This is a genomic window from Kribbella sp. NPDC051587 (genome assembly GCF_044453945.1).
Lineage (GTDB): Bacteria > Actinomycetota > Actinomycetes > Propionibacteriales > Kribbellaceae > Kribbella.
The window spans coordinates 254,603-281,227 of record NZ_JBITDE010000001.1; the positions used below are offsets into that span (position 1 = coordinate 254,603).

The following is a 26,625-nucleotide window of genomic DNA, read 5'->3' on the forward strand; positions in this document are numbered from 1 at the left end:
CTCGTCCTGCGACGGCACCTACTTCCGCCCCTTGTCCGTCGTGAACGCACGCGGCCGGCTCAGCCGGGCGTGCGGTTCGCGACGGCTTGCTAGGAGTTGTCATGAACCTCAAGCGTCTTGCCGGTGCATTGCGCGTGGTCACTGTGGTGATCGCGCTCGCTGTCGGAACTGCGATCGCGCCAGGGGTGGTGAACGCCGCGGACGGGAAGGCCTCCGGCCAGGACGAGCGCACCCCGCTCGCCGAGGTCGCGGACTTCCCCGAGTCGAAGGCGATGGATCCGTCCTGGCGGGTCGACAGCTCGGGGGCGTTCACGGATTCGATCGCGATCCGGGTTCCCGAGTTCCATGGGATCACGCCGAAGATCGCGCTCGCGTACGACTCCGCGGCGGCCAACGGGCTCGCGGGTGTCGGCTGGACGCTGAGCGGTGCGAGCCAGATCGAGCGCGGCAGCCCCGGCGGCGGCGCTCCCCGGTACGACGCCTCTGATGCCTACTTCCTCGACCAGATGGAATTGGTGCCGTGCGCGCAGGGCAGCGTGAGTCCCAGCTGTACGTCGGGAGGTACGCACTCGGCCAAGAACGAGGCATTCACGAAGATCGCGCTCACCGGTACGGGAGCAGCGAGCCGCTGGACGGTGACCGCGAAGGACGGCACGAGGTGGGTCTACGCGCCTGTCCTGTCGGCCGCGGCAGACTCCGTGTACCGCTGGGGAGTCGTCCAGGTCGTCGACACCAAAGGCAATACGGTCACCTACAACTGGGCGACGAACCTGTCCGGCTGCTGCTGGGAGTACCTCGACTCGATCACGTACAACAACACGACGATCAAGTTCTACTACGACCAGCGCACCGACACCGACGTCAAGGCGATGGGCAACGGCGCCTTGCGCACTGTGCGCGGACGGATCAAGACCATCGACGTGCGGGTCGGCGACGACCGGGTCCGCGCCTACAAGCTGAGCTACACCGCGAGCTCGGCGACCGCGAGGTCATTGCTCGCCGAGGTGCAGCAGTTCGGCAGGGACGCCGTACTGGACAGCTCGGGCGCGGTAACCGGCGGGACGGCGATGCCGGCGGTCAGGACGACGTACCAGGCTGGAGCGCCGGCCTTCGTCTCCGGGCCGGACAAGATCTTCTCGGGCAACTGGTCCGGCACGAAGTACTTCTCGATGGACATCAACGGCGACGGCAAGACGGACATGCTGCAGCTGTGGCCGATTCTCGGGTCCTATCAGCGCAAGGTCTGGCTCTCCGACGGCACCGACTTCGCGTTGGTGTCGACGGAGGGATCGATGTCCGGCGACGAGAACACGCGGTACCTGCCGGGTGATTACACCGGTGACGGGAAGAGCGACCTCCTGGAGGTTCATGCCTGGGGGCTGGGGATGCGGCAGACCCTGTGGGTGTCGAACGGGACCGGCTTCACGCTGGGCTCCGAGGTGACGGCGGTCGGGCGCAACGACGTCAACAGCCGGTACTACCCGATGGACGTCAACGGGGACGGCCGGACCGACGTACTCGAGCTCTATCAATGCGGCATCTTCCCGTTGAACTACTGCCGCGCCACGTGGCTGTCCGACGGTACGACGCTCGCCAAGGCCTCGGACGCGCCCGGTATCGGATTCGGCGAGGACCATCAGTTCTATCCGGCCGACGTCAACGGCGACGGGAAGGACGACTTCGTCGAGGTGACGCCGCCGGTCTTCCTCACGCCGGCCCAGCGGCACATCTGGCTGTCCACCGGCACCGGCTTCGTCTCGGGCGCGACCGACGGCGGTCTGGCGTGGGTCACGCCCAAGGCCGACGGGACCGGCAGCCGGGTCCTGATGATGGATGTGAACGACGACGACAAGACCGACATGGTCGAGCTCTCCCCGTCGTTCACGATCTACAAGCGGCGGACCTGGATCTCCACCGGGTACTCCTACGTGCTCGGCGACAGCGACACCGCCCTGGCGAACAACGCCGCGTCGAAACAACTGGTCATGGACGTCAACGGCGACAAGCGGATGGACATGGTCGCGCTCACGCCGGGCTTCCTCGGCCTGCAGACCAAGCGGGACATCTGGCTGTCGACCGGGACCGGATTCACTGCTGGTGCCAGCGATCCGACGATGGGGAGCTACTCCTGCGACGACGGAGAATGCACCGCCGACTTCATGGCGATGGACGTCGACGGCGATATGCGCACCGAGATGATGCAGGTGTACTCGACCAACTTCGGCCTCAGCAAAGGTCAGCACGTCTGGTACATGGGCGGTGCCGCGACCGACGTACTGACCTCGCGGACCAACGAGTGGGGCGCGGTCACGAACGTCACGTACGCCCCGTCGTCGACGTGGACGAACACGAACAATCCGCCGCTTTCCCAGACCGTGTCGAAGGTGACCGACGACGCCGGCCCCTCGGCCGCGGCCACGACTTCGTTCAGCTACTCCGGCGGGCAGTACTACCACCCCGAACGCAAGTTCCTCGGCTTCCGGACCCAACGCGTGACCAAGTCCTGCGCCACCGGTGAGACCAAATGTTCCTACGCGGACACCACCTTCCGCCAAGACCTGGCGGCGATCGGTCAGCCGGAGAAGGTCGAGGTCCACGCGGGCGACGGCTCGCTGCTGAACTCGACGGTGACCGAGTACACGACGAACGGTACGACGATTCCGCGGGTCGTACAGCCGACCGGCAAATGGGAGACCACGTACGCCGGTGCCGGCACCCCCTGCCCTGGCTCGGGTTGCAAGCGCACCTACACCACGCGGGAATACAACCAGTACGGCGAAGTGGTGAGCCTGGTCGAGCACGGTGACAACGAGGTGAGTGGTGACGAGCGCACGACGCTGACAACCTTCGTGCCCAACACCTCGGCGTACATCGTGAACAAGCCCGCGGTCGAAAAGGTGATGGTGGGCGGTACCCGGCTCAACGAAACGCGCACCCGGTACGACGGGGCCACGACGTGGAACCAGGCGCCCTCGGCCGGCTACGCGACGGCGACCGCGCGCTGGCTTTCCACCGCGGACGACTTCGTGGAGAAACGTCAGGAGTTCGACGAGTTCGGGAACCTCGTGGCGGAGGTCAACGAGGTCGGTGAGCGGACCGCACTCGCCTACGACCCGACCTACCATCTGTTCCAGGTTTCCGAGACCAACGCGCTGTCCCAGCAGGTCACCGCCGCATGGGATCCGGTGTGTGCGCTGCCGACGAAGGTGATCGACATCAACGGGCAGCAGACAACGGTGACGCACGACGCCCTGTGCCGACAGGTTCAGTCGACCCTGCCCGGTGGCCGGTTCGAGCGCCATACCTGGGTCAACGTCGGGGATCCGGCGACGCAGTACGAGTTGGTCGAGACACCGGGCGCAGACGGCTCCGCGCAGTGGAGTCGCCGCTACCTCGACGGCATGCAGCGTTCCTACCGGACCGTCACCCAGGGGCCGGACGCCGCGACCGGCGACATCTACGTCGACACGACGTACAACCAGCGCGGCCTGGTGGCGTCGACGACCGCGCCGTACTACTGGGTGGCCGGGCAGGCGCAACCGACGACGTTCGCCACGACCACGACGTACGACGCACTGGATCGGGCGACCGAGGTGACCGCGCCGGACGGGTCGACCCGGACCAAGAGCTACGGTCTGTGGTCCACCACCACCGTGGACGAGAGCGGCCGCGTCACGACCGACAGGACCGATGCCTACGGCAACCGAGTCGCCCGGGAGCAGCAGGTCGACGGCAAGACGCTGACCGCGAGCTACGTGTTCGATCTGCGGAACAATCTCGCGAAGTCGACTGATCCATCCGGCAACGTGATCACCTACACCACCGACTCACTGGGCCGTAAGCTCAAGATCGACGATCCGGATGCGGGCGTCTCGACGTACGAATGGAATGCCGCCAGCCAGCTGATGGCGCAGACCGACGCGAAGAATCAGCGCACCGTTTTCGAGTACGACCAGTTGGGGCGCAAGACCAAGAAGACGTCCAACGCGGGCACCGCAGCAGCAGCGACCGTGACCTGGGGCTACGACCAAGCTCGGGCCGGCTACCAGAACATCGGCCGGATGACGTCGGCCACCGACGCGGCGGGCACGAGCGCCACCGACTACGACGCCCTGGGCAATGTCGTGAAGGCGCTGCGCGTCGTACGGGGAACGCCGTACGAGTTCCGGTACGGCTTCGACGTAGGCGGCCGGCGGTTGTGGACGACGTACCCGGACGGCGGCGTCGAAGGGACAGCGGCGGATCCGCTGCGGTACGACGCCACCGGCCGTCTCAAGGCGATCCCCGGCTTCGTCGACTCGATCACCTACAACGCCGCCGGCAAGATCACCCGGATGGCCAACGCCAACGGCAGCGTGTCATCGCGTTTTTACGACGAGGGCCGCGGCTGGGTCACGGGGATCAAGACGACGTCCGGCGCGACAGCCGTCCAAAACACCACGCTGACCCGGGACGACTCCGGCAAGATCATGCAGGCCGAAAGCCCTAACCCGGGCGAGAGCTGGACCTACTCCTACGACGGAGCCGGCCAGTTGACGAGCGCCGTGAGCGGCACCAGCGTTGCGGACAACCGGACCTTCAACTTCGATGCCGCCGGCAACATCACCAAGAACTCCGGTATCGGCGACTACACCTACGGTGCGACGAAGCCCCATGCCGTCACCGCGGCCGGCGGCAAGCCCTACACCTACGACGCGGCCGGCAACATGACGTCGGGCGACGGGCGAACGCTGACCTGGAACGGCGACGGGCAGCTCGCCTCGGTCGTCAAGGGCGGCGTGACCTCGACGTACACGTACGACGCGGACGGCGCGCGGGTCGAGCAGGTCGAAGGCGGCACCGTGCGTCGCTACCTCGGTGCCGACTACGAGGTCGACGTCACCCACAACGTCAGCACGAGATACGTCTCGATCAGCGGTACGCCGGTCGCCCGGGTCGACGGTGACACGAAGTACTGGCTGCACACCGACCACCAAGGCACGGTCCAGGCCGAGACGAATGCGGCCGGCCAGGAGGTCCACCGCAAGACGTACCGGCCGTTCGGTGAGATCGCCGGCTCCAGCGGTTCGCTCGACCGTGAGTCCCGCGGCTTCACAGCGCAGCGTCAGGACTCCTCGACCGGGCTGCTCTACCTCAACGCCCGGTACTACGACCCCGCGCTCGGCCGGTTCATCTCACCCGACCCCGTCATCGACGGAGAGGCCAACATCGGCCTGAACCGCTACGCCTATGCCGCGAACGACCCGGTGAACAGGCTCGACTACACCGGCCTGTCGTGCAAAGAGTCGGACGGTTCGCAGTGCGACAAGACCGACCGGCCGATCTCCCGGGACGAAATCATCAAGCGCGCCCAGGAATGGTTCGACAACCAGCCCGGCGGATACGACCAGCAGGGCTACAGCTGGGGGCCCGGCGAAGGACCGCGGTACCGCCGCGACTGCTCCGGTTACGTCTCGATGGCCTGGCACCTGGGCGAGAATCACTGGACCGGTTCCTTGCCCGAGGTCTCGTCGGAGATCTCTCGTGACGACCTCCAGGCCGGGGACATCCTCGACTCGAAGCCGACTGTGCCGCACGAGCTGCAGCACACGTTCCTGTTCGAGAAGTGGATCGACAAGGCCGCCGGGACGTTCTCGTACTACAGCTTCGGAGGCCCGAAGGTGAGCTACGAGACGGCCAACATCAACCAACCCGAGCTGGACGGTCATCCGAACAAGGACTACCGGGCCCTGCGCTACAACAACGTCGTCGATGGCACCCCCGCACCGGCGCCCGCCCCGGCACCGGTCCCCGCCCCGGCACCGGCTCCCGCACCGGTTCCCAACGGGGTCCCGCACGGCCTGGGTCCGGTCCTGCCCGGGCCGGCCGTCCATGGCTTGGGACCGGCCCTCCCCGGTCCTTCGCCCTTCTCCTGACGCCGGGCATGAGCGAGCCCCCGACCGGATCGTCCCGGCCGGGGGCCGGCTGCCTAGACAGTCCCGACGTACTGGCTCATGTGGTAGGCGGTGCTGTTGTTGGCCGGGTCTCGGGTCCACTTGGAGACCATCAGGTGGAGTTCATTGGCCGCGGAACCCGACCAGGGGTGGATGAACCCGCCGTACAGGCCGGGCTCCTGGGCGTAGGTGACCTGGATCTTCTCGTTGCTCCAGCCGGTGTCGGGGCCGTAGGCCCAGCGGCTGACGATGTTGCCGGTGGCGGCGTTGAGGTAGACCATCACCCAGATGCCGTTGCTGAGGCGGCGTACCGAGGGCTCGCCGAAGCGGCCGGTGAGCACCGGCGAGCAGGGCCGGCCCCAACCCCAGTTGGTGCCGTTCCAGCCGAAGCCTTCGTAGGCCTCCGGGGAGAAGAGCTTGTCCCAGCGCACCCGGCGCAACATCATCGGCCCGTCCTGACGGCCGGACCGGACCGAGTGGATGTAGACGTAGTCGCCCATCCGCTGCATCGTCCACATCTGGAACGGGTCCGCGTTGTCGGCGTCGTTGAACCACTTCAGGTTGGTGCGCACGAAGTCGTTGCCGTTGTCGGTGAACGCGATCCCGGCGTACCGGGACTTCCAGAGCGAGTACCGCGGACCAGCGTTCCAGTGCTCGATGCTCATGTACGACACCAGCTGCCGACCGGTCTCCGGGAAGCTGATGCCGTCGTTCGGGATGACGGTCACCTCCCACAGGTTGTCGATGCCGATCCCGTTGTGACCGTTGTGCATGATCTCGGGCGCCCGCCCGTTGCCGGCCACCCGGGCGGCGCTGTCGAAGACGATCCCGCCGGCGGCGTTCGGGTGGACCGCCGAGCGGAGCATCACCGGCGAGCGCCAGTCGTTGTTCTGTTGCTCGGGCCAGGGCGAGTTGAAGGTGTCGCCGAACAGGTACCCGATCGAGCCGTTCTCGAGCACGTACGGAATGCCGAGGTCGGTGCCGGCCACCTGCCAGCGGCTGTTGGTGTCCAGGTCGGCACCGGTCAGTCGTTTCTTCCAAGTGGCGGCCTGGGCGATCTGTGGTGCGAGTACGCCGCCGGTCGCGGATGCGGCGAGGCCGGTCGCGGTGGCGGCGAGGAACGTCCGTCGCTTGATGGGCATGCGAACCTCCGTCTACGGGGCGGTCACGAAGTGTTACGGTGCGATCACGAATGTAGACGGGTTCGGCGCGGGCGCCTACACCCTTTCGACGAGGGTGAAATGCGATCCCGGGCAGTCCAGGAACGGCTCAGAAGACCAGCGTCATGATCCAGGTGACGAAGGCGATCAGGCCGACCACGAAAGTGACGGCCACGACGACGGCGTACGCGAACCAGGAGCTTCCATTCACGGGTTCATCCTGCCAGGGGTGTGACCCGATCCGGCGGTGGGTGCGTCTATGGGGGTGTAGGCGACGGCTGGAGGGTGGATGAAGGGGATTGCTGAGTTCGAGGAGTTCGCTCGGGCTCGAGTGGGGCCGTTGTACCGGACCGCCTGGTTGTTGTGCGGCGATCCGCACCATGCCGAGGATCTGGTGCAGGACACGCTCGCGAACATGCTGAAGACGTGGAGCCGGATCGACGCGCCGGAGGCTTATGCGCGGACGGCTCTGGTGCGGACGTTCGTGTCGCAGCGCCGGCGGCGGAGCTGGACCGAGCGGCCGACCGGGGAGGTTCCGGACCGGGCTCAGGCGGTGGGAGACGTGGAGTTGCGGCTGGCGTTGCAGGGGGCGTTGGCGGAGCTGGTCCCGTTGGATCGGGCGGTGCTGGTGCTGCGGTACTTCGAAGATCGCAGCGTTGAGCAGGTGGCGCTGGATCTTGGGAAGAAGCCGAGTGCGATCACTACGCGGACGGCACGGGCGCTGGAGCGGCTGCGTGCGGTGCTGGGTGATGACGCCATCCACCTGATCGCCCTTTAAGGAGAATTGTGAGCAATCTGGACAGCAAGTTGCCGGAGCTGATGCGCCGGGCGACCGAGGACCTCGAGCCGGAGTCGGTGGACCTGGTCGAGCGCAGTGTCGCGCAGGGAACGCGACTACGGCAGCGCCGCGGCGCCCTCACCGGGGTCGCGGCCGGCGTCGCCGTACTGGCCACCATGGGTGTCGTGGTCGGCGCGGTTCAGCACTTCGACCGGCGTGCGGACGGTGGAGCGCTGGTGGCTGGGCCACCCATCGCCGCAACGCCCTCGTTCAACCCCACGCCGCCGCCTGCCGTGACGCCTCCGGCCACCGTAGCCAAGGGGCCGACGCTGGACACGTTGCGGTCGTTGCTGAAGACGCCCGGGCGGACGCTCAGCGCGCCTGAGTCGTGGGGCGGTGCGGACGACGGGTTCTTCGGAGCCGCGTACGTCGCCGACGAAGGCAAGGGGAAGTCCCAGGTGACCGTGTTGCTGCAGCGGTTCAAGGGGCCGGCGAGCTGCAAGGACGTTCAGGGGTGCACCAAGCGGCCGGACGGGTCGACGATCCGGACCCAGTCGATGGGCGGCGAGGGCGGCGGGGTCATCTCGAACTTCGTCGAGGTCAGGCGGAAGGACGGCCGGTTCGTCTCGCTGACCAGCTACAACGCACCGTCGGAGAAGGACACCAAGCCGACGCGCACCCGCCCGATCCTGTCCGTGCAGCAGCTGACCCAGCTGGCGGACAGCCCGAAATGGAAGTTTCCCGTCAAGGTGACCGAGAAGTAGGGCTCAGCTCAGGCAGCGGGACGGCAGGTCGAACCAGCGCAGATGGTCGAAGTCGGTGTTCACGGTGCCTTCGGCCTCTGCGTTCCGCTCCTGACTGCTCGAGAGCAGTTCGCGAGCCTCGGCCAGGTAGTCCTGGAGCGCTGACTCCGGGGCCGTGTGGTCGTGCCGTGGGTAGCGGAGTTTGCCGTCGGCGTCGTACCCGACCGCGGACAGGCGCATCGGCGGCTCCACCGGTCCGCGGTGGTGTCGCCACAGGCCGGTCGCCGGGGCGAACCGGTAGTCACCGAGCAGTCGCCAGCCACCCTCGGCGACCAGCTTGACGGCCTCGACGACGTACTCGAAGACGGCCTCGGAGATGAAGTAGTTGAAGTTGACCCGGACCCAGCCGGGCTTGATCCCCTCGCAGCCGTGCAGGATCTCCTCGGCGAACTCGGCCGAGCGCGCCAGGTCGATGTTCAGCAGCGAGTGCCCGTAGGGCCCCGCACACGAACAACCCCCACGGGACTGGATCCCGAACAGGTCGTTCAGCAGCGCGACCACGTAGTTGTGGTGCAGGTAGCGCCCGGACGGCGCCTTGATCACGAACGACACGATCGACAACCGCTCGGCGTCCAGGTTGCCGAGGATCTCGATATTCGGCTCGGTGCGCCAGGCGTCGACCGCGCGCCGCAGGTAGGCGTCCTCGTGCGCCCGGATCGCGTCGATCCCGACCGCCTGCTTGAGCTGGAACGCCAGGCCGGCCCGGATCGAGCCGATGATGTCCGGCGTCCCACCCTCCTCACGATGCACCGGGTCCTCCAGATACCGGTGCCCGGTCGGGTTCACGAACGCGACCGTCCCACCACCCGGTACGTCGGGCACGCGGTTCCGCAGCAGCTCCCGACGAGCGACCAGTACGCCGGGAGTCCCCGGCCCGCCGATCAACTTGTGCGGGCTGAGGAAGATCGCGTCCTTGTACGACAACGGGTCCGCGTCGCGACCGCCGTACATGTCGATCTCGACGTACGGCGCGGCCGCGGCGAAGTCCCAGAACGACAAGGCACCGTGCTTGTGCAGCAGCGCGGAGACCCGGTGCGTGTTGCTGACGATGCCCGTGACGTTGCTGGCGGCCGAGAACGAGCCGATCTTCAGCGGGCGATCGGCGTACTCGATCAGGCGCGCTTCGAGCTGTGGGATGTCGATGTGCCCGTCGGCGTCCTGGCTGATCATCACCACGTCGGCGATCGACTCGCGCCAGGGCAGCTCGTTCGAATGGTGTTCATACGGACCGATGAAGACGACCGGCCGCTGCTCGGCCGGAATCTTGTCGGTCAACTGGTGCTCGTCGTCCAGCTGGGCGGGGATCCGCAGGCCGAGGACGCCGACCAGTTTGTCGATCGCGCCGGTCGCGCCGGATCCGCAGAAGATCAGCGCGGTCTCGTCATCCCCACCGACGCTCTCGTGGATGATCCGGCGCGCGTCCTCGCGCAGCCGGGTCGTCTGCAGGCCGGTCCCGCTCGACTCGGTGTGCGTGTTCGCGTACCGCGGCAGGACCTCCTCGCGGATGAAGTCCTCGAGGAAGCCGAGCGCGCGCCCGGACGCGGTGTAGTCCGCGTACGTCACCCGGCGCGGCCCATACGGCCCCGGCATCACCTGGTCGTCACCGATCACCGAAGCGCGGATGCGGCGCAGCAACGGCGACTCCGGCGGTGCCTGCACACGTTCCCCCTGGATCGTCATGGGGCCAGGGTAAGGGGCCCTTGGCAACCTCGGTACCTAGTGATACGTTGTACTGGTACTGAGTAACACCGAGTACCGGAGAGGAGTTCGGATGGACGGTCTGACCGAGATGCTGAAGGGCACGCTCGAGGGCTGTGTGCTGGAGATCATCGGCGCCGAGGAGACCTACGGGTACGCCGTGACCCGGCGACTGAACGAGCTCGGCTTCTCCGACGTCGTCGAGGGGACCGTCTACACGATCCTGCTGCGGCTGGAGAAGAACGCGCTCGTCCAGGTGACGAAGCGGCCCTCGGAGCAGGGCCCGCCGCGCAAGTTCTACACCCTCAACGACGCCGGACGTGCGGAGCTCGCGACGTTCTGGGCGAAGTGGGACTACATGACGACACGGATCGACAAGCTGAAGGAGGGCGGGAAATGAACTTCTGGGAGACCATCACCGGCAGCGATCTCACCCGCGAGTGGAAGGCGCTCGACGCCCGGGCCGAGGCCCTGCCGAACGACTTCCGCGCCGCGTGGGACGAGATCAAGGCACACCTGACGCCGTACGGCGACTTCACCGGCCGCAACCTGATGCCGCTGCTGGACAGCGCGCTCGGGCTGCTCGAGGAGTCGGCGGCCGACGGACTGACCATCTATCAGGTCGTGGGTGACGACATCGTCGGCTTCAGCGCGGCGCTGGCCGGCGGCGAGGGCGCCCGGAACTACCGCGACAAGTGGCGCGCGCAGCTGAACGCCAACGTCGCCAAGAAACTGAACCGGCTGGGAGGCTGAGATGGGCATCCAGGACATCATCCAGGGCAAGAAGAAGTGGCGGGCGCACACAGCGCGAGTGAAGGCGCTCCCGGCGGACTATCAGATCGTCTACCAGGAGATCCAGCGCTACGTCTTCAAGGTCGGCCCGGTCGACCTGATCGACGGCGACCTGCTCAATGGACTCGTCGACTTCTTCGAGGAAGGCGTCGCGGCCGGCAAGGGAGTGCTCGAGGTCACCGGTCCCGATGTGGCCGCCTTCGTCGACGGCCTCCTGCAGGACACCCCGACGTACTCGGATGCCTACCAGGAGTCCATCACCAAGGAGAAGCCCGGCCTATAGGGTCGTCGGCATGACGTTCTCCGGTGAGTTGTGGGCTCGTGGCGGCGCTGGCGTGTACGACGAGATCGTGCAGCATCCCTTCATCACCGGACTCACCGACGGGACACTGGACCACGATGCGTTCCGCTACTTCATCATCCAGGACAGTCACTACCTGCGTGCGTACTCACGGGCGCTCAGTCTGGTCGCGGCCCGCGCGACCGACGAGGATGCGGTCAGCATGTTCGCGCTGCACGCCGCCAACGCCATCGCGGTCGAGCGGGAACTCCACAGCACCCTGCTGACCTCTCTGGGCCTGACCACGGCTCATGTCGAGGCAGCCGGGTCCAAGCCGACCACAACGGCGTACATGTCCTATCTGACCGCGGTCTGCGCCACTGGGACGTACGCCGAGGCCGTGGCCGCCGTACTGCCGTGTTACTGGATCTATCGGGACGTCGGGCGTGAGCTGCTGAAGCGGTCCTCGCCCGACCCCGTCTACCGGCAGTGGATCGAGACGTACGGCTCGGAGGAGTTCGATGCGGTGGTCGAATCCGTGCTGGCGGTGACCGACGTACTGGACGTGGGAGCGGCGGAGCGGGAACGTTGTCACCAGCACTTCGCGACCACCTGTCGCTACGAGTGGATGTTCTGGGACGCCGCATACACCAAGCTCGATTGGCCGGTCTGAACAATGGACTTCTACGACGTCGTGATCGTCGGTGGCGGGCACAACGGCCTCGTCGCCGCCACCTACCTCGCCCAGGCCGGCATGTCCACGCTCGTGCTCGAGCAGCAGCCCCACACCGGTGGCGCAGCGGTCAGCCAGCAGGTGTTCCCCGGTGTGGACGCACGCCTGTCGCGCTACTCCTACCTGGTCAGCCTGCTACCCGACAAGATCATTGCGGACCTAGGCCTGGCGCTACAGCTCCGCTCACGCTCAGTGGCGTCCTACACCCCGGTACGACGTTCTGGCCGCGACCTGGGCCTGATGGTCGAGCGCCCGGAGGGTGTAGCGACACGGGAGTCGTTTGCCCGACTCACTGGGAGTGACGCCGAGTACGACGCGTGGACCGCCTTCTACAGCGCAGTGGGCTCGTTGGCCGAGGTCATCGCCCCCACTCTGCTCGAACCACTGCAGTCCGCCGCCACCCTGCGTTCCCGGGTCGACCCTGCCCTGTGGGACGAGTTGGTCGAGCGCCCCTTCGGTGAGTCCGTCGAACGCCGCTTCGCCGACGACACCGTCCGCGGCGTCGTCGCCACCGACTCAGTCATCGGCACCTTCGCCGGACTGCACGACCCCTCACTGATCCAGAACCGCTGCTTCCTCTACCACCTGATCGGCAACGGCACCGGCGAGTGGCGAGTACCCGTCGGCGGCATGGGCGCCGTCACGGACGCCCTGGCCTACGCAGCCCGCCGAGCCGGCGCCTCACTCATCACTGACGCCTCCGTGACCTCCATCGAGGTCGACGGCGTGCGTGGGTCCGTCACCTGGCTCGGCGGCGACGGCGAGCGCTCCGTGGACTGCTCCTACGTGCTCGCCAACGTAGCCCCGACCACCCTGGACACGCTGCGTGGTCGTGAGGTCTCAGCGAAGCCCGAAGGCTCACAGCTGAAGATCAACCTCCTCCTCTCCCGCCTCCCCGCCCTGCGCTCCGGCGACGACCCCACCCGCGCCTTCGCCGGCACCTTCCACATCGACGAGGACTACACCCAGCTCGAGACCGCCTACCGCTCCGCGGCCGCCGGCACCCTCCCCGCCGTACCGCCCTCCGAGGTCTACTGCCACTCCCTCACCGACCCGTCGATCCTCTCCCCCGAGCTGATTGCCTCCGGCCACCACACCCTGACCGTCTTCGGCGTCCACTTCCCCGCCCGTTTATTTGCCTCCGACAACGATTCGGCCCGCGCCGAGGCCACCCGCCGTACCCTGGCCGGCCTCGAGTCCTACCTGGCCGAACCGTTGGAGGACTGCATCGCCCGCGACGCCAACGGCGACCTCTGCATCGAAGCCAAAACCCCGCTCGACATCGAAGAATCCGTCGGCATGCCCGGCGGCCACATCTTCCACGGCGACCTTCAATGGCCCTGGTCCCCCGACCCCACCACCGTCGGCCGCTGGGGCACCGAGACCGACACCGCCAACCTCCTCATCTGCGGCTCCGGCGCCCGCCGCGGCGGCGCCGTCTCCGGCCTCGGCGGCCACAACGCCGCCATGACAATCCTCGCCCCCTAACCGATTTCACATCTCCCCAAAACCCCTGCTAAGCTCCTCTTCGTTCGAAGGCAAGACCACAACAAAACATGCGCCGCTAGCTCAATTGGCAGAGCAGCTGACTCTTAATCAGCGGGTTCGGGGTTCGAGTCCCTGGCGGCGCACAAACACCGAGGCCCGGGCACACATCGCAATGTGCACCGGGCCTTCGTGTTGCCCGCACGCACTCAAAACGCACTCATTTGATCCGGCGGCCCCCAGACCGCCTTGATCTGATCGTGACTGTGCGTCATGTCACATCAGTGCTCGGCGTTGTCGGCCTTCCAGATTCTCGATCGGTGCGGCCGTTGAGCTTCCAACCATCACCCCGGTTGGAGGCATGACATGGCACGACCGACCATCCCCCTCGGCTCCTGGGGAACCATCTCGACCTGGCCGACCAAAACCGATGCCAAGGGCAAGGCCGTCCAGCACAAAGTGCAGGCGAAGTTCCGTGACATGGACGGCCACGTCCGACCCGTCAGCGCCTACGGTCCCACCAAGACCGCCGCCGAGCGTTCGCTCCTGAAGAAGCTCCAGGACCGCACCAGAACCGGCCACTCGAACGACCTGACCGCGATGCACAAGATCGGCGACCTGCTCGATCTGTGGCAGAAGCGGTTCAAGAACCTCGTCGAGCTCGGCAAGCGCTCCCCCCACCTCCTACGACACCTACGAACGTGTCCTCCGCAACCACATCCGCCCCGCCATCGCCGAACTCCGCATCGGTGAGGCCACCACCCAACGCCTAGACAAAGTGATCTCCAAGATCACCGAAAAGGCCGGCGCCTCCACCGCCAAGACCTCCCGCGCCATCATCTCCGGCGCCATGAGCCTCGCCGTCCGCTCCAACGCCATCTCCGTCAACCCCATGCGCGAGATCGAAGCCATCGAAAGCCCCACCCAAAGACCCACCCCGAGCCCTCACCGCCGAAGAAGTCACCCTCCTCCGCACCAGCCTCGCCAACGACCCGAAAGCCGTCGACGCCGACCTCCCCGACCTCGTCGCCTTCATGCTCGGCACCGGCGTCCGCATCGGCGAATCCCTAGCCGTCCTCTGGTCCCAAGTAGACCTAGAAGCCGGCGCCGTAGAAATCACCCACACCATCGCCCGAGTCCGCGGCCAAGGCCTCATCCGCAAGACCACCAAATCCAGAGCCGGCCAACGCAAACTCAACCTCCCCACCTGGCTCATCGCGGTCCTCCGCAAACGCCAAGCCGCCGGCATCCGCCTCGACGACCCCATCTTCCCCGACACCAACGGCACCTTCCGTGACCCCTCCAACACCCGCCGCCACCTCCGCACCGCCCTCTCCCCCGTAGGCAGCACCGCCCGCCGCGACCTAGGCCTCGCCCTCCGAGCCCTCCGCCGCGCCACCAAACTCACCCGCAAGGAGGCCGCCGCCAAACTCTCCTGGCCCCAACACCGAGTCGAACTCATCGAAACCGGCCGCATCAAACCCACCACGGAACTAGTCGCCGCCTTCACGACCGCCTGCGGCGCCACCCTCGACAACCTCACCACCGAACTAGAAGCCGCCACCCGACCCGCCGAATCCGACCAACTCACCTGGATCCGCTCCCACGCCCTCCGCAAAACCACCGCCACCGCGCTCGACGACGCCGGCCACACCGCCCGCCAAGTAGCCGACCAACTAGGCCAAGCCAAAGTCTCCATCACCCAAGACGTCTACATGGGCCGAAAAGTAGCCAACCCAGCCGCCGCCCAAGCCCTCGACGACGCCTTCGGCGACCTCGACATGGCTCGCGTGGCACTCCTGTGGATCTTCCAAGGCTGGCTTGTGACGTGCAGGCTGCTACCTACGTCGATGGATCCTGCGCTCTACGAGCCCTGGCTCGAGATTATGTCTCTGTCCGGCCCATGAAGGTGGTTGCTGGTAAGGACCATCTGCCCGTTCGGTCAGACGCCTGCCGGAGCGTTGTCAGTGGGCGCGGGATGCGCCCACCGACAATTTCATGTCAGCAGCCGGCGGTTGGGTCGTACGTCAGCATCTGGCTGATACTTCCCCATGCAGTCGTTGTGTCGTAGAGGACGAATCGATAGTGCGTCGTGATCTTCGGCCACGGGATGTTGATCTGCAGCTGTCCAGAGGCCGGGAGAGTCGCTCCGCTGATACTGACCCAGGTCGTCGAACCGCGCTCAAGCTTTTGGAACGAGCCGCGGCCGCCCTCGTACTTGGCCATGCCGTCACTCTTAGTCGGATCAGAAGCCGGGTTGTATCGCGTCCCGTAGGCCTTCAGTGGCAAGACGCACGGTTGTGTTTGGGAGACCGAGAGGAAGGTGGCCGCTGACATCACCCTCACGGTCGTTGTCGGCGTGTTCTGTGGAACCTCGGCGGCGATCTGCGCTGCACCGTCGCCGGACGCCGCCGATGGCGTCTGCCCGGTCTTGGCAAGAGCCGGATCCACAGCGCCTCGGGCACCGGTGGGCTGCCAACTCCAGACGCCAAGAGTAACGCCGCCGAAGAGCGGCCATCTTGTAGGTTCGTTGCGGTTGAAGAACGCCTTGTTCATCACGTTGCCGGCCGCGTCCTTGGCTTCCCACTTGGCTTCGACAACGCCAGCCGCAGCGCAGTCCGGGCCCAGAGACATGGGAGGGTTCCAGGACGGGCTATTGATGCTGACCGTAGCCGGCACGTTGAGCGTGCATGCCGCAGCGATACGCTGGTCCGATGCTGAGCTGCTTGGCGCTTGACTTGCCACGAGCATACCGCCCGTCGCCACTGCTACGAGCGGCAAGAACAAGTTTCGGGGACGCAATAAAGCGATACGACTAAGCACTGTCGCCTGCCTCATATTTTCGGTTGAACCAGATCAGATGATTGTTGGATAGCTCGGGGCGGTACTCTGAATCTTGACCTTGTAAGCCGGTCACAGTTCTACGCATGAGCGTCTCAAGACTTGGGAAGCATTCACCGCCTGGGCCATCGGTATAGATGATGTCCACCGCCTGCGTCGCCTCGGATGCAACAGCAAGCAGCGAGCCGTCAACTCCGACCGCAAACGGGATCAGAGCCGTCTGACCATAGAGGTCGGTCAGCCCCTTGGCTCGCTGATACTGCTGGATCGCGTCGTCAACTGGTAGCGGGTACCACGATCCGATGAAGCAGAAACCCTTGCTGCCACCAGCGTGGTAGGTGCCTTCGTGCTGGGAGTAGAGCGCAACAAGAGGTTCCGGCAATGCGCCGGCGACATCGACCCAAGCGTGCAGGCTGTCGATGCTCGCTGGCGGGCGTAGAGCTGCGGCGATTGCCGGAGTCAGCAAGGGCTCGATTTCCTGCCACAAGTCGTTGATGCTCATGGGTGGATCCTAGTTCGCGACGACTCTGAAGAGGTCGCCATCGATGATCCGATCCGCTTTCAGCCATGCGGACCGCTGGCCACCTTCTGTTTCGTTGTGGCTCTTGTCGATGAGCGCGACCGAGTAGTGTGCGTCGCCATCTCTTGCTGCAGCACCTTCCTCTGATGCTGCGAAGGGGTACTCGTCGCACTGCTTGCCTTCGGGTCGTTCCTCTCCGTAAACACGGTTGCATGCATCAGTGGCCTTGTCGCGGTTTGCCCTTTGCCTGGCTGAATCGGTCTCCCTGTGGATCTCCCACGGGATCATCTTCGGGCCACTGGTCTGGGGCGATGTTGAGTCCGGATCCGTCAAGGCCTGGTGGATGTGCTCTGCAACCTGCCCCACCGCTGGGTCGCCGATCTTGAGGCTGTAGTACGGAATGACGCCGTTGAAGATGCAGCCTGGCTTGTTCTGGAACTCGCCGGACTTGGATTGGTCGCAGCGGATGCTCGCGGTGTATGAGCCACTTGTTGGTGCCCAGCCCGGCGTGGCTGAGCTCGTCACCGCAAACCTCACGTTCAAGTTCATGCCGGTCACGCGATCCGGGTTCTCAGGTGTCTCTGGCGGAAGGGTTACCATCGCCTTGAACTCGATGATGTTTCCGGCCTGAAGATCGATGAAAGGCATGCTGTACTGAGGTTGCGAGAAGCTGCAGGATCCATTGCCGAAGACGTCGGTGCACGACGGGATTGCTGTCAGTGTTGAGTTCGCCGCAGTGATGTCGCTACCCGCCGGCGAGTTGATCTGGTCGACATAGACACGGACGGTGACCTCGGTCGTGCTTTGAGAGCCCCAGCCCATCACGGTCTGTCGGTTCAAGAGGGCGCCAACCTCTGTAAACGGCCCAAAGTAGGTCGTCTTGATCTCATGTTTCGTGTATCGCGACTGCCACCCACACCACTGCCAGTGGTTGTAGATGCGGCCGGTACCGCCTTGCTCGACCGGGATCATGGTGTCGCCTCGGTCACGGCATTCTGGGACCGTCAGGTAACTGAAGCTGCCTGGCACGTCGGGCTCGCCGGCGGCTGCCCGCGCGTAGCGTTTGTTCGTCGCAAAGCTTGAGCTATCCACCGCGTAGCTCTGACCACTTTGTTCGGCGTACTTAGCGACGGCCCTTTGATAGTCCTTGACTGTCGCACTGCGGGGCAGTGCCTTCATTGGCGCGAGCGGCCGGGGCTTGGCCACCGGAATCGCGACGCCCGCCGGCGGGAGCGGCGGCCTGTCCGGAGTGTTCGGGGTAGGTGACTTGGCGGCCGACTGAGCCGCAGGGATGATGATCGCACTGGCGACGAGTAGGCCGACGATAGCTAGAGGGCGGTATCTCACCGTAGCAACTCTCCTGATGAGGGACGGTCATCTGTCGCTGCCATATCGCACCGCTACCGCCAGGGTTTCCTCGCGGGGATCCGACTGTGCAGCGGCGGTCACTGACAAGCAGCCATGCCACTCTGCGCTGCACTTGATGTGCAGGTCTACAAGTTCGCACTGCACATTGGTGCAATCTGCGTGCACAGTGCGGCTGCCGCGGTCGCTGTGAAGAATCAGCCCAGCTGCAGGCGTGTGCAGCACGACTGCGGCGCGCAGGGCCGCCACGGCTAACTAGGCTTTCATGCGCGAGTCGATGGAGTAGCCGGCGATCCGGTTGGAGGGTTCGAGTCCCCTCGTCGGGTCCACATGAGGTAGGGAGGGAATGATTCTCCCCGCGTTCTACGCGTTGGCTCATCCGTCGCGCCAGCTGCGCGCCCTCGCCCACCCTCCGGGCCATCGCCGGCCCTGCGGGCTTACCGGGCCCGCGGCCAGCGCCACGCTCCGCGGATCGCAGGGTCCTTCAGAGGAGATACTCGTTGTGATCCAGCCGACCGGGCTGTCCAGGGCGTCGAGCGCGCGAACCGCAAGGGCTCGATCGGGGAATCCGAAGCAGTCGCCCGATGCCTAGTTCGAGCTGCAGGTCCGCGTGATCGCCGATGTCGTAGTGGGCGCTCAGATAGCCCAAGACCTTGAGAGTTGTGTACGCGGCCGCCACCTGCCCACGCACCGTTCGGTAGATGGTGCTCAGATGAAGACGGTGGAGCGGTCGCTGGTCCGGGACGGCGGGATCCACCTGGCAGTTTCGTGCGGCCTGCTGTCGCCCCACTTGTAGTAGCGGATCCCGATGTTGGATCCGAACCCTCGATCCAAACCAATGTAACGCTGCGTATTCGAATCTCGATAGGTCAAGCATCGCAGCGACGCAACACAGCTACAGGCTGCGATGGGGGAAGCACATGGACTATTACATTCGCGAAGATCGCTTCAGCCTTCTGACTAAGACCTCGCGCCCGCGCTGGCGGCAGGCACAGCTGGGGGCGCTCGGGATGTTGCTCGGCCACTGGTCGGTGCCACGGCAGCCACCGGCGCTCATATCGCTACCGACAGGTACGGGCAAGACAGCGGTCGCCTTGGCTGCTCCGCATCTGCTGCGGGCCAGTCGCGTCTTGGTCGTCGTGCCAAGTCGCGACTTGCGGCGCCAGGCTGTTGAGGCCTTCGAGACCCAGCACGTCTTGCGTCGGGTCGGTGCTCTGAGCGGCGCCAAGAACCCAGCCGTTCTAGAGTTGTCCGGCACTAAAGCCGATTGGAACCGTCTGCACAGACACGATGTCGTCGTCGCGCTTCCCAACGCGATCAGTCCGAGCTTCTACCAGAACGGCACTCCACCTCCGAAGGACCTGTTCGATCTCGTGATAGTGGACGAGGCTCATCACTCCCCGGCACCGACCTGGCGGGCGATCCTCGATCATTTCAGCGACGCCGCGGCTCTTCTGCTGACGGCTACGCCTCGGCGACGGGATCGTCAGCAGCTGCCAGGAACGGAGCTCTACCACTACCCGATCAGCCTTGCACTAGATGACGGCTCCTACAAGCCAGTCGAACCGCAAATTCTCGACCTACCCGATAGCCCGACCCAGGAGAGCATCGACAGCTTGATTGCGGCTGAGGTGATCCAGCTAGCTGCGATGCCGGAACATGCGACAAGTTCGATCATGATCAGAGCACGGACGCGTCAACGCGCTGCGGCGCTGGCTGAACTGTACGAGCGTTCAGGGCTCGTGGTTGAGACGCTTCACAGCAACTTGGCGGAGAGCAAGAGAGAAGACATAGTCGCCCGAGTCCGCTCCGGGTCCTGCCGCACAGTCGCCGTTGTCGACATGCTCGGAGAAGGGTTTGACCTTCCCAGGCTGCGGATTGCCGCGTATCACGACAAGCATCGGTCGCTAGCCGCTACCACCCAGTTCCTCGGGCGCCTAGCTCGCGTCGACGAGGACTACCCGCAGCCCTCGATACTCGTCACCGCTCGAGACGTTGATGTCTACCCTCACCTGCAGGGCGCAGTGCGCGAGCTGTACGCCGAGGATGCTGACTGGGCCAAGGTCCTACCGGGCCTGATCGACGACGAAATCATCGAGGCCAGGGCAGATCGCATCTACATTGAAGCGTTCGCGCCGGCGCCACCCAGTATCGCCCTGAACGCCATCACCCCCTCGTGCAGTGTGGTCTTGTACGAGATCAGCACCCAGTCCGGTTACGAGCCACCAATTGCTGGCGGCCTGGTACCGGACGAACTCACCGAGGGACGACGGCTGGGTGGGCAGACCATCATCTACAGCGGGGTCAATCCAACCAACTCGACACTGCTGCTGGTGACAACCGCAATCAACCGGCCTCGATGGCACGCTACGAGCCCAGGCCTCGATGCACCGGCCTATGACATCCACCTGATCACCTGGATCCGGTCACCACGGATCGATGAGCCGCACCTCTTGCTCGTGAACAGCGGAGACGGAACCATCCGGAACCAAATACGGGTCGCTCTGGGGGCGGAGCCGCACGCGAAGACGACCGACCCACAACGCCTGCAGGACGCTTTCGACGCCCTGAACCGCATTTCTGTCTCGTCCGTCGGGGTCCGCAATACCTACCGCGGTAGCCCCGGCGTTCCCTCGTACACGATGTTCTCAGGCAGCAGCGTCGATCGCGGTCTCCGTGCGAGCGACACCGATCAGCGCGCGTTGGGCCATGCGATCGCGCAGGTCGGCACGGGACCAGGTGCGTTCTCCGCCGGAGTCGCGACAGGCAAGAGCAAGTACTGGGAGGGACGCTACCTGTCCTTACGCAACTACGAGGTTTTCGCTGCCGATCTCGCGTCTAGATACTGGCTACCGACCGCCTCAGCGGCAGGCCGTCTGCTGCCAAATGTGACACGCGGACGCCGGCTCGTCACCTTTCCTGACGCTGACGTCGCCCTTGTCGAACACAGCCCAAGCGTCCGAGCCATGGATTGGCGGCTTCCGGACGATCTCCCGGTCGCGTCGCTGGAGCTCCATTTCGATCCTGTCGGGACCCGTACGACCGATCGCCTGCCCTTGGCCGCCTTCGATCCTGCAGATCCTGATCTGCCAATCTGGCAGGGATACCAAGACGCTGAGGGGAGGTTCCAGTGTTCGGGCCGCACTCTCGAGGTTCACCTAGGCTTCTCCACCGGGCTTCAGCTCGAAGACCTCCTGTCGATCAAGCCACCGACAATCTTCTTCCTCGACGGACAGACGTGCATCGGATCAGTCATCTACGATTCACGCGGACCACGCACATCTCTGCCCCACCTGACCTACACGTCACTCTCCTGGCAGGGTGTGGATCTGGAGGCCGAGACCAAGAAGAAGGCTGAAGAGAAGAAGCTCGGTCGGTCGATCCACGAGGAGCTCGAGAAATACCTCATCGCCCAGCCCAAGCGCGAGAGACACCGCTGGATCCTCTGCAACGACGGAAGCGGCGAGATCGCTGACTACCTCGTGCTCGAGGTGAGTCCCGAACGACAGGTCACGCTCTCGCTCTGGCACGCCAAAGCAGCCAGCAACTCCACCCCTGGCGTGCGGGTCAACGACATGCAGACGGTGGCGCAGCAAGCGATCAAAAGCCGCAGATATATCACTGACCCCGGCCTCTGGCGAACCATCGGAGCCCGCCTGACCGGCCAAGACTCGCCGAAGATCACCATCATCGAAGGTAGCGAGTCCCTACTCCGAATCCTCTGCGGCCAAAATCCCGACCACCCAGGCTGGGGCTTCGCCCACCGACCACCCCCGATCGCGGTCGGCCGTATAGCCATCGCCCAGCCTGGGCTCTCGATGGACATGCTGCGTCAAGCGTTGGCGGCCAGTACACCAACGATCGCGGCGAAGCAGATCCGCGAGTTCCTGACCGTCTTCCATGATGCCGTCTCCACCATCGCCGAGATCGAAGTACTCACAAGCGCGTGAATCTCCTGTTCCAGCTCACGGTTTTACTCACCGGATTGGATGGCATTCGATGGCAGCAGCGTCGCCACTCGGTCGTGCGGTCTCGACCAAGCGGTCGGACGTACGACGACAGCCATCCCGACTTGGCGATCAGTCTGCACAATCTCGCGTGGGCGCGGTTCGAGCTCGGCCTTGTCGGGCAACCCCTCCCTAGCCTTGAGGAGGTTCATTGGCTCCTTGAGGTCACGAGAGCCTACTTGGCAAGGCGGATACTAGGCACAGGCGACCACTAGTGCCTCTCGAATCGGGGCGCTCAACGCAAGGGGTAGGAACCGCTTTCGGAGCTGGACCGGGTCTCTGTCGAGCCCTCCCCGCGCCATCACACGACTGTCCTGCTCCCGATCAGTGGCTGCGAAAGTGACAGGCGCGGTGAGCGACATCTTCACGTCGCAGCTTCGTGTGTTTGCGCCCAACGCAGAAACTTCCGCATGTCGCAGCCGAGATCAGTGACGACCCGGTCGCCCCTGCGGCTCTTGGACACAACGCTCAGCAATGTAGCGCTCACGGAACATGCCATGGCACGAGGACGGCGTCGCCTGCTCCACGGTACTGCGCGGTCTTCGGCACGTACCTGCCGTCGAATCCGAGCCACCACAGAATCGCGAGGTGAAGCATGCCTGTAGCCGCAAATCCGGTCTCGGCCCATTCGGTGACGCTCCAACGGAGGGCGTCCTTCTGCTTTGGGTGAGCGACCCCATTGCGAAGCCGAACCACGCAACCAAGCTGGTCGAACGTCTTTGTCGGCTCCTCCTTCTCGAGTGCAGTCTTCACGTTCACAAGATGCTTCATGTGGCTTGGGACTGCCAGGTTGATACCGATGAGGTCGAGGATCCTCCGAAGCTGCTCTGAGGTGTCGAGGTTTCGCCAATCCTTGTTCGATAGATGGTTTGGATCAGGTAATGGCAGCTCCTCGACGAGGTATGCGTATGAGATCAGTTGTAGGGCCGACACAGGGAGGAGAACCTTCATGTTGACGGTCGCGTCATGTTCCGCAGAGTAGTGATAGCCGAGCATGTTCTTGAACACCTCCCATCGGGCCTTGTTCTGGCTCGTCTGGTATCCGGTTTGAAGCAGTTCTGCCATCTGCTCGGCCGTGTGCTCGAGATCGAGGAACGGCGTCGCTCCCAACGGCCGGTCAACGACTCTGTTGCACGCCCACTGGCTCCAGACGGCTTTGCTGTCGCGGTATCCAACCGGAAGTAGGAAATCGGTAACCCTACCGAGCGCAAACCCAACCAGGTCTGTCACAACGGTCAGCACCTGTATAGCGTCCAGCCCGTCGAAGGTGGTGCCGTCATCGCGTCGGATTCGGCCCACGTGGGTAATGTTCGAGGCTCCTGTCGACCGTTGATGGTTTCTCACCTCCTTCGGCGTTCGATCACCGCGCGGCTCAAGCCGCAGCTGCCACTCGCCCAGCTTGACTTCGATGCGTCCTTGGCGATCGAGACCGTCGTAGCAGGTGTTCAGGCCGTCATGGCCGTACCAGCCGTTCATCAGGAAGAAGGTGAGGTAGTCAAGCTCTCGGGGCTCACCGACCACGATCTCTTGGAGGTGAGCTTCAGAAACGTGGAACGACCCGCCCTCGGCAGAATTCGGCTTGGGCTGGCGAGCTGTCTTCGCTGGAGAAGGTACGGACTTTGCAGGAATCTTCACCGTCTTGGCATCGACCCACTCCGCAGGCCTCTTCACCCCGCCCGCAGATAGTTCCTTGTGCAGTTCCTCGAACGACGCGTCCTTCACGCCTTCAGCATGTAGCCGGGGACGTGGATTGAGGTCGACCTTGATCAGTCCACGGTACGTATTGCCCTCGAGGTCGAACTTGCCGCGGTACACGGGTACTACGTCGGCGCCTAGCGGAGGCAACGGGTAGTGATGAACAAGAGCCTTCGGGAACTGATGCCTGATCACCCACTGAGTGCCATCGGCCCCAGTAATTGTCCTGCAGATTCCGCAGTCCGGATCTGTCGCAACCATGGCACGTATCGTACGTCTGCAAGTCCTGTTTGCGAGGCGTCCGCGGTCCCCGCTAGGTGCGCAGATGCCCTCGATCAGGCGAAGCCGCGGGCGCTTCAGGACCGGCGCGTCGGATACATGACGCCAGGTCTCCTTAGCCGAACCACCCCGAGCGCCCCGGACGGCCCGCCCCACAGGCGTTCCCACGCAGCGCGGGAGGACTCCTGGCAGCAATCAAGCTAGCGAACGGCCTCGCGCTGCCAGTCAGACCTCAGGCTCATCGTTCGGAAACAAGGCCGGCACGAGGCCAATGCCGCTTCTGAATCTGCGCAACCAAGCAGTCTGGTCCTGACGAAACTCTAGATGCCGCGTCAGGATGTCCGGACCATGTAGAGCCGAGTCGAACGCCAGGTACAGCGCGTTGTTGACGAGGTCCGTTACGAAGTTTGCTGCCAGTGAGATCGAGGTTCTCGTGGTCGGCCCGCCATGCGCGAGCGCATCGCGGACGCGAGCGACTCGGCTGGTTTGCAGTTCCCAGTCACTCTTGATCGCACCAACCCATTCGGTCGAGCGACCCGGCTCCAGCAGTCTCCGTCGAAGGATGCGGACCCGCCTGGCGTCGAGGATGCTGCCGGCGCAGCTTTGCTCGATCTCGCGAAGTGCAGAGATCGCGGCCATGCAGTCGAACACCGTGTGCTTCGTCTCGTACGTGAAGAGCGATGTCTGCAAGCGTTCCAGGGCTACGTAGTCGATCTCCGCTGCGAGCTCGGCAGGTCGACTCGGATACAAGCCCGCCTGCGCTTCAGCGACAACCGAGTCGATCAGCTCGCGCCGTACAGCGGCCCACTGCATGTAGCTCTTGGCATAGCTGTCCCAGGCAGAAAGATTGACGCGAGAGGCCACCAGCTCGAGCACTCTGACGCCCACCAGCACAGTTCCGGCGTCGTCCCCGGTGCTCGCTTCCCGCCACCACTGCAGAGTCTCAGACCATTCATGGAGCGAGCTTTCAGCGAATCGAGACACATCGATGCCCACCAGAACTTCCTGGAGTTCGTCGATCACCGCGTCCAAATGCGGCGCCACATCGACCCGTGGGAGACTCTCGCCTCGTCCGATCGACATTCCGCTGCGATGATCGTCAACTACATGCCAGTGCCCGGCTAGTCGCGTCCAGTTGTTCCTCCGACCCACACGGTGTTTGGCAAGCGTCACGACCGCATCCACGAGCTGGCCGGCGAGCTCGGGCGCATTGCCAAGCTGCCGCCTCCCAAGGTCGAGGCGAGTGAAGACGTAATCGTCGTCCGCCGGAAGCAAGGCCTTCCTCCATGGCAGATTCCACTCCTGGAGCTCCGGCGGAAGATCGACCCATGGCGGGATCTCATCCAGCTCAGCAAAGCTCATCAACCAGGGACCAGAGTAAATCGTCAGATCGCCGATCGTGGTCTGGAATCCATCGATGCTCGCCCTGGTGTAGACGTGCCAAACAACATGATGGTGGACCTCACCGCTGTCCAACAGGACTCTGCCGGCAAGATCCAAGCGCTCCTGGACACTCAGCCCGGCATCTCGTGGTACACCCCGGATGTCTTCTTCTGCGAGCTCTCTCAGGGCAAACCGACTAGACGCGATGGACCGACCATCATTGTCCAGGATCCCGCGCAGATGGTACGAGAGCTCGCCCCGGTCTAGCCCACCGATATGGGCTACATTCCAGAATAGCGAGCGTGCTGCTACACAGTCCTCGAAGGGAGTGCCGGCCCCGCGCACTGCCGACAGGAAGTCGTTCCAGGCCGCCACGAGGGCGGATCGCTCTGCGAGCCGGGCACGTAGATGCACCAACGCCTGACGAAGCTGATTCCGATTGCGGACAATCGCTTCGAGCCCGCGGTCGCACTCTTGGCGAACCCGCGCCAGCTCCTCATTCAACAGATCAAGGAGCTCAGAGCCCGTCCGGTCCACTGCGGACAACAGTTCCCGGATGATTGAGGCCCAACCCGACCGGTGGTTTCCGAGATCAAGCCTGCGCGTGTCTCCCAGCCACTCGAGCATCTCGTCGATGGCTGCAGTTAGGTCCAGCCGAACCGGCGGTTGGTGAGGGTTCTTCGACACGTTCCACCCGAGTAACAACGCCGCCGCGGCCAGCTGAGTCGATGCTTCCTTCTCAGATGTCACCCGAACATGGTGGCTCACCGAAGCGACCGACGCATGGACCGACACATCGCAGCGTGGTGTGCCCGCCGAGCAGAACCTGCCCAGACTTGACTCCACGAAAGTCACTGATCGCGACCCGCATGA

The 26,625-nt window shown here is 64.7% G+C and carries 18 protein-coding genes, 1 tRNA gene and 1 pseudogene; 13 read left to right on the forward strand and 7 right to left on the reverse strand.

The window, feature by feature from the left end:
• Positions 1-101 precede the first annotated feature (101 nt).
• Entirely contained in the window at positions 102-5,915 is a 5,814-nt protein-coding gene (locus tag ACIA49_RS01220; RefSeq protein WP_396375059.1) for an RHS repeat-associated core domain-containing protein, read from the forward strand.
• A gap of 53 nt (positions 5,916-5,968) precedes the next feature.
• Here ACIA49_RS01220 and ACIA49_RS01225 read toward each other — a convergent pair whose 3' ends face one another.
• Positions 5,969-7,075, reverse strand: coding sequence for a DUF4185 domain-containing protein (locus ACIA49_RS01225; RefSeq protein ID WP_396375060.1), 1,107 nt, complete (start codon positions 7,073-7,075; stop codon positions 5,969-5,971).
• A 307-nt stretch (positions 7,076-7,382) separates the two neighbouring features.
• Between ACIA49_RS01225 and ACIA49_RS01230 the strand changes: the two genes are divergently transcribed.
• Positions 7,383-7,871 (forward strand): SigE family RNA polymerase sigma factor, encoded by a 489-nt coding sequence (locus ACIA49_RS01230; protein WP_396375061.1) that lies wholly within the window; start codon positions 7,383-7,385, stop codon positions 7,869-7,871.
• An 8-nt stretch (positions 7,872-7,879) separates the two neighbouring features.
• Positions 7,880-8,635, forward strand: coding sequence for a hypothetical protein (locus ACIA49_RS01235; RefSeq protein ID WP_396375062.1), 756 nt, complete (start codon positions 7,880-7,882; stop codon positions 8,633-8,635).
• Positions 8,636-8,638: 3 nt separating this feature from the next.
• Here the strand turns inward: ACIA49_RS01235 and ACIA49_RS01240 are convergent, their stop codons facing one another.
• Positions 8,639-10,354: an aminotransferase class V-fold PLP-dependent enzyme gene (locus ACIA49_RS01240; RefSeq protein WP_396375064.1), complete on the reverse strand. Its 1,716-nt coding sequence runs from the start codon at positions 10,352-10,354 to the stop codon at positions 8,639-8,641.
• A 91-nt stretch (positions 10,355-10,445) separates the two neighbouring features.
• Between ACIA49_RS01240 and ACIA49_RS01245 the strand changes: the two genes are divergently transcribed.
• The 9 genes and pseudogenes from ACIA49_RS01245 to ACIA49_RS01285 all read left to right on the forward strand — a co-directional run bounded on the left by ACIA49_RS01245 (position 10,446) and on the right by ACIA49_RS01285 (position 15,569).
• The gene (locus ACIA49_RS01245; protein WP_396375065.1) at positions 10,446-10,772 is read left to right on the forward strand and encodes a PadR family transcriptional regulator; all 327 of its coding nucleotides are present in this window, start codon (positions 10,446-10,448) and stop codon (positions 10,770-10,772) included.
• Positions 10,769-11,125: a DUF1048 domain-containing protein gene (locus ACIA49_RS01250; protein WP_396375066.1), complete on the forward strand. Its 357-nt coding sequence runs from the start codon at positions 10,769-10,771 to the stop codon at positions 11,123-11,125. The genes ACIA49_RS01245 and ACIA49_RS01250 overlap by 4 nt, the downstream gene beginning before the upstream one ends.
• Position 11,126: 1 nt before the next feature.
• On the forward strand, positions 11,127-11,447 hold the full coding sequence (locus tag ACIA49_RS01255) for a DUF1048 domain-containing protein (protein ID WP_396375067.1): 321 nt from the start codon (positions 11,127-11,129) through the stop codon (positions 11,445-11,447).
• Positions 11,448-11,457: 10 nt separating this feature from the next.
• Positions 11,458-12,117 (forward strand): thiaminase II, encoded by a 660-nt coding sequence (gene tenA, locus ACIA49_RS01260; protein WP_396375068.1) that lies wholly within the window; start codon positions 11,458-11,460, stop codon positions 12,115-12,117.
• Positions 12,118-12,120: 3 nt separating this feature from the next.
• Complete coding sequence (locus ACIA49_RS01265; RefSeq protein WP_396375069.1) at positions 12,121-13,665, forward strand: phytoene desaturase family protein; 1,545 nt, start codon at positions 12,121-12,123, stop codon at positions 13,663-13,665.
• A 70-nt stretch (positions 13,666-13,735) separates the two neighbouring features.
• Positions 13,736-13,808: transfer RNA gene (locus ACIA49_RS01270), tRNA-Lys, on the forward strand.
• A 220-nt stretch (positions 13,809-14,028) separates the two neighbouring features.
• Complete coding sequence (locus tag ACIA49_RS01275; protein WP_396375070.1) at positions 14,029-14,415, forward strand: hypothetical protein; 387 nt, start codon at positions 14,029-14,031, stop codon at positions 14,413-14,415.
• Positions 14,393-14,506, forward strand: a pseudogene (locus ACIA49_RS01280) (hypothetical protein); the annotation flags it as partial. The gene ACIA49_RS01275 and the pseudogene ACIA49_RS01280, both read left to right, overlap by 23 nt.
• Positions 14,507-14,696: 190 nt before the next feature.
• A complete protein-coding gene (locus tag ACIA49_RS01285; RefSeq protein WP_396375071.1) occupies positions 14,697-15,569 on the forward strand; it encodes a helix-turn-helix domain-containing protein in 873 nt (290 codons plus the stop codon).
• 94 nt (positions 15,570-15,663) lie between these two features.
• On the opposite strand, the gene ACIA49_RS01290 is transcribed toward ACIA49_RS01285, so the two are convergent.
• The 3 genes from ACIA49_RS01290 to ACIA49_RS01300 form a co-directional block, all read right to left on the reverse strand.
• Positions 15,664-16,296, reverse strand: a complete 633-nt coding sequence (locus tag ACIA49_RS01290; RefSeq protein ID WP_396375072.1) for a hypothetical protein — start codon at positions 16,294-16,296, stop codon at positions 15,664-15,666.
• Between the two features lie 181 nt (positions 16,297-16,477).
• Complete coding sequence (locus tag ACIA49_RS01295) at positions 16,478-17,005, reverse strand: hypothetical protein (protein WP_396375073.1); 528 nt, start codon at positions 17,003-17,005, stop codon at positions 16,478-16,480.
• A 9-nt stretch (positions 17,006-17,014) separates the two neighbouring features.
• Positions 17,015-18,370, reverse strand: a complete 1,356-nt coding sequence (locus tag ACIA49_RS01300) for a NucA/NucB deoxyribonuclease domain-containing protein (RefSeq protein WP_396375074.1) — start codon at positions 18,368-18,370, stop codon at positions 17,015-17,017.
• A gap of 938 nt (positions 18,371-19,308) precedes the next feature.
• Here ACIA49_RS01300 and ACIA49_RS01305 point away from each other — a divergent pair.
• Positions 19,309-22,338, forward strand: a complete 3,030-nt coding sequence (locus ACIA49_RS01305) for a DEAD/DEAH box helicase (protein WP_396375075.1) — start codon at positions 19,309-19,311, stop codon at positions 22,336-22,338.
• Between the two features lie 540 nt (positions 22,339-22,878).
• On the opposite strand, the gene ACIA49_RS01310 is transcribed toward ACIA49_RS01305, so the two are convergent.
• Both ACIA49_RS01310 and ACIA49_RS01315 read right to left on the reverse strand, forming a co-directional pair.
• The gene (locus ACIA49_RS01310) at positions 22,879-24,351 is read right to left on the reverse strand and encodes a hypothetical protein (protein WP_396375076.1); all 1,473 of its coding nucleotides are present in this window, start codon (positions 24,349-24,351) and stop codon (positions 22,879-22,881) included.
• 243 nt (positions 24,352-24,594) lie between these two features.
• Complete coding sequence (locus tag ACIA49_RS01315; protein ID WP_396375077.1) at positions 24,595-26,502, reverse strand: hypothetical protein; 1,908 nt, start codon at positions 26,500-26,502, stop codon at positions 24,595-24,597.
• Positions 26,503-26,625: the final 123 nt, after the last annotated feature.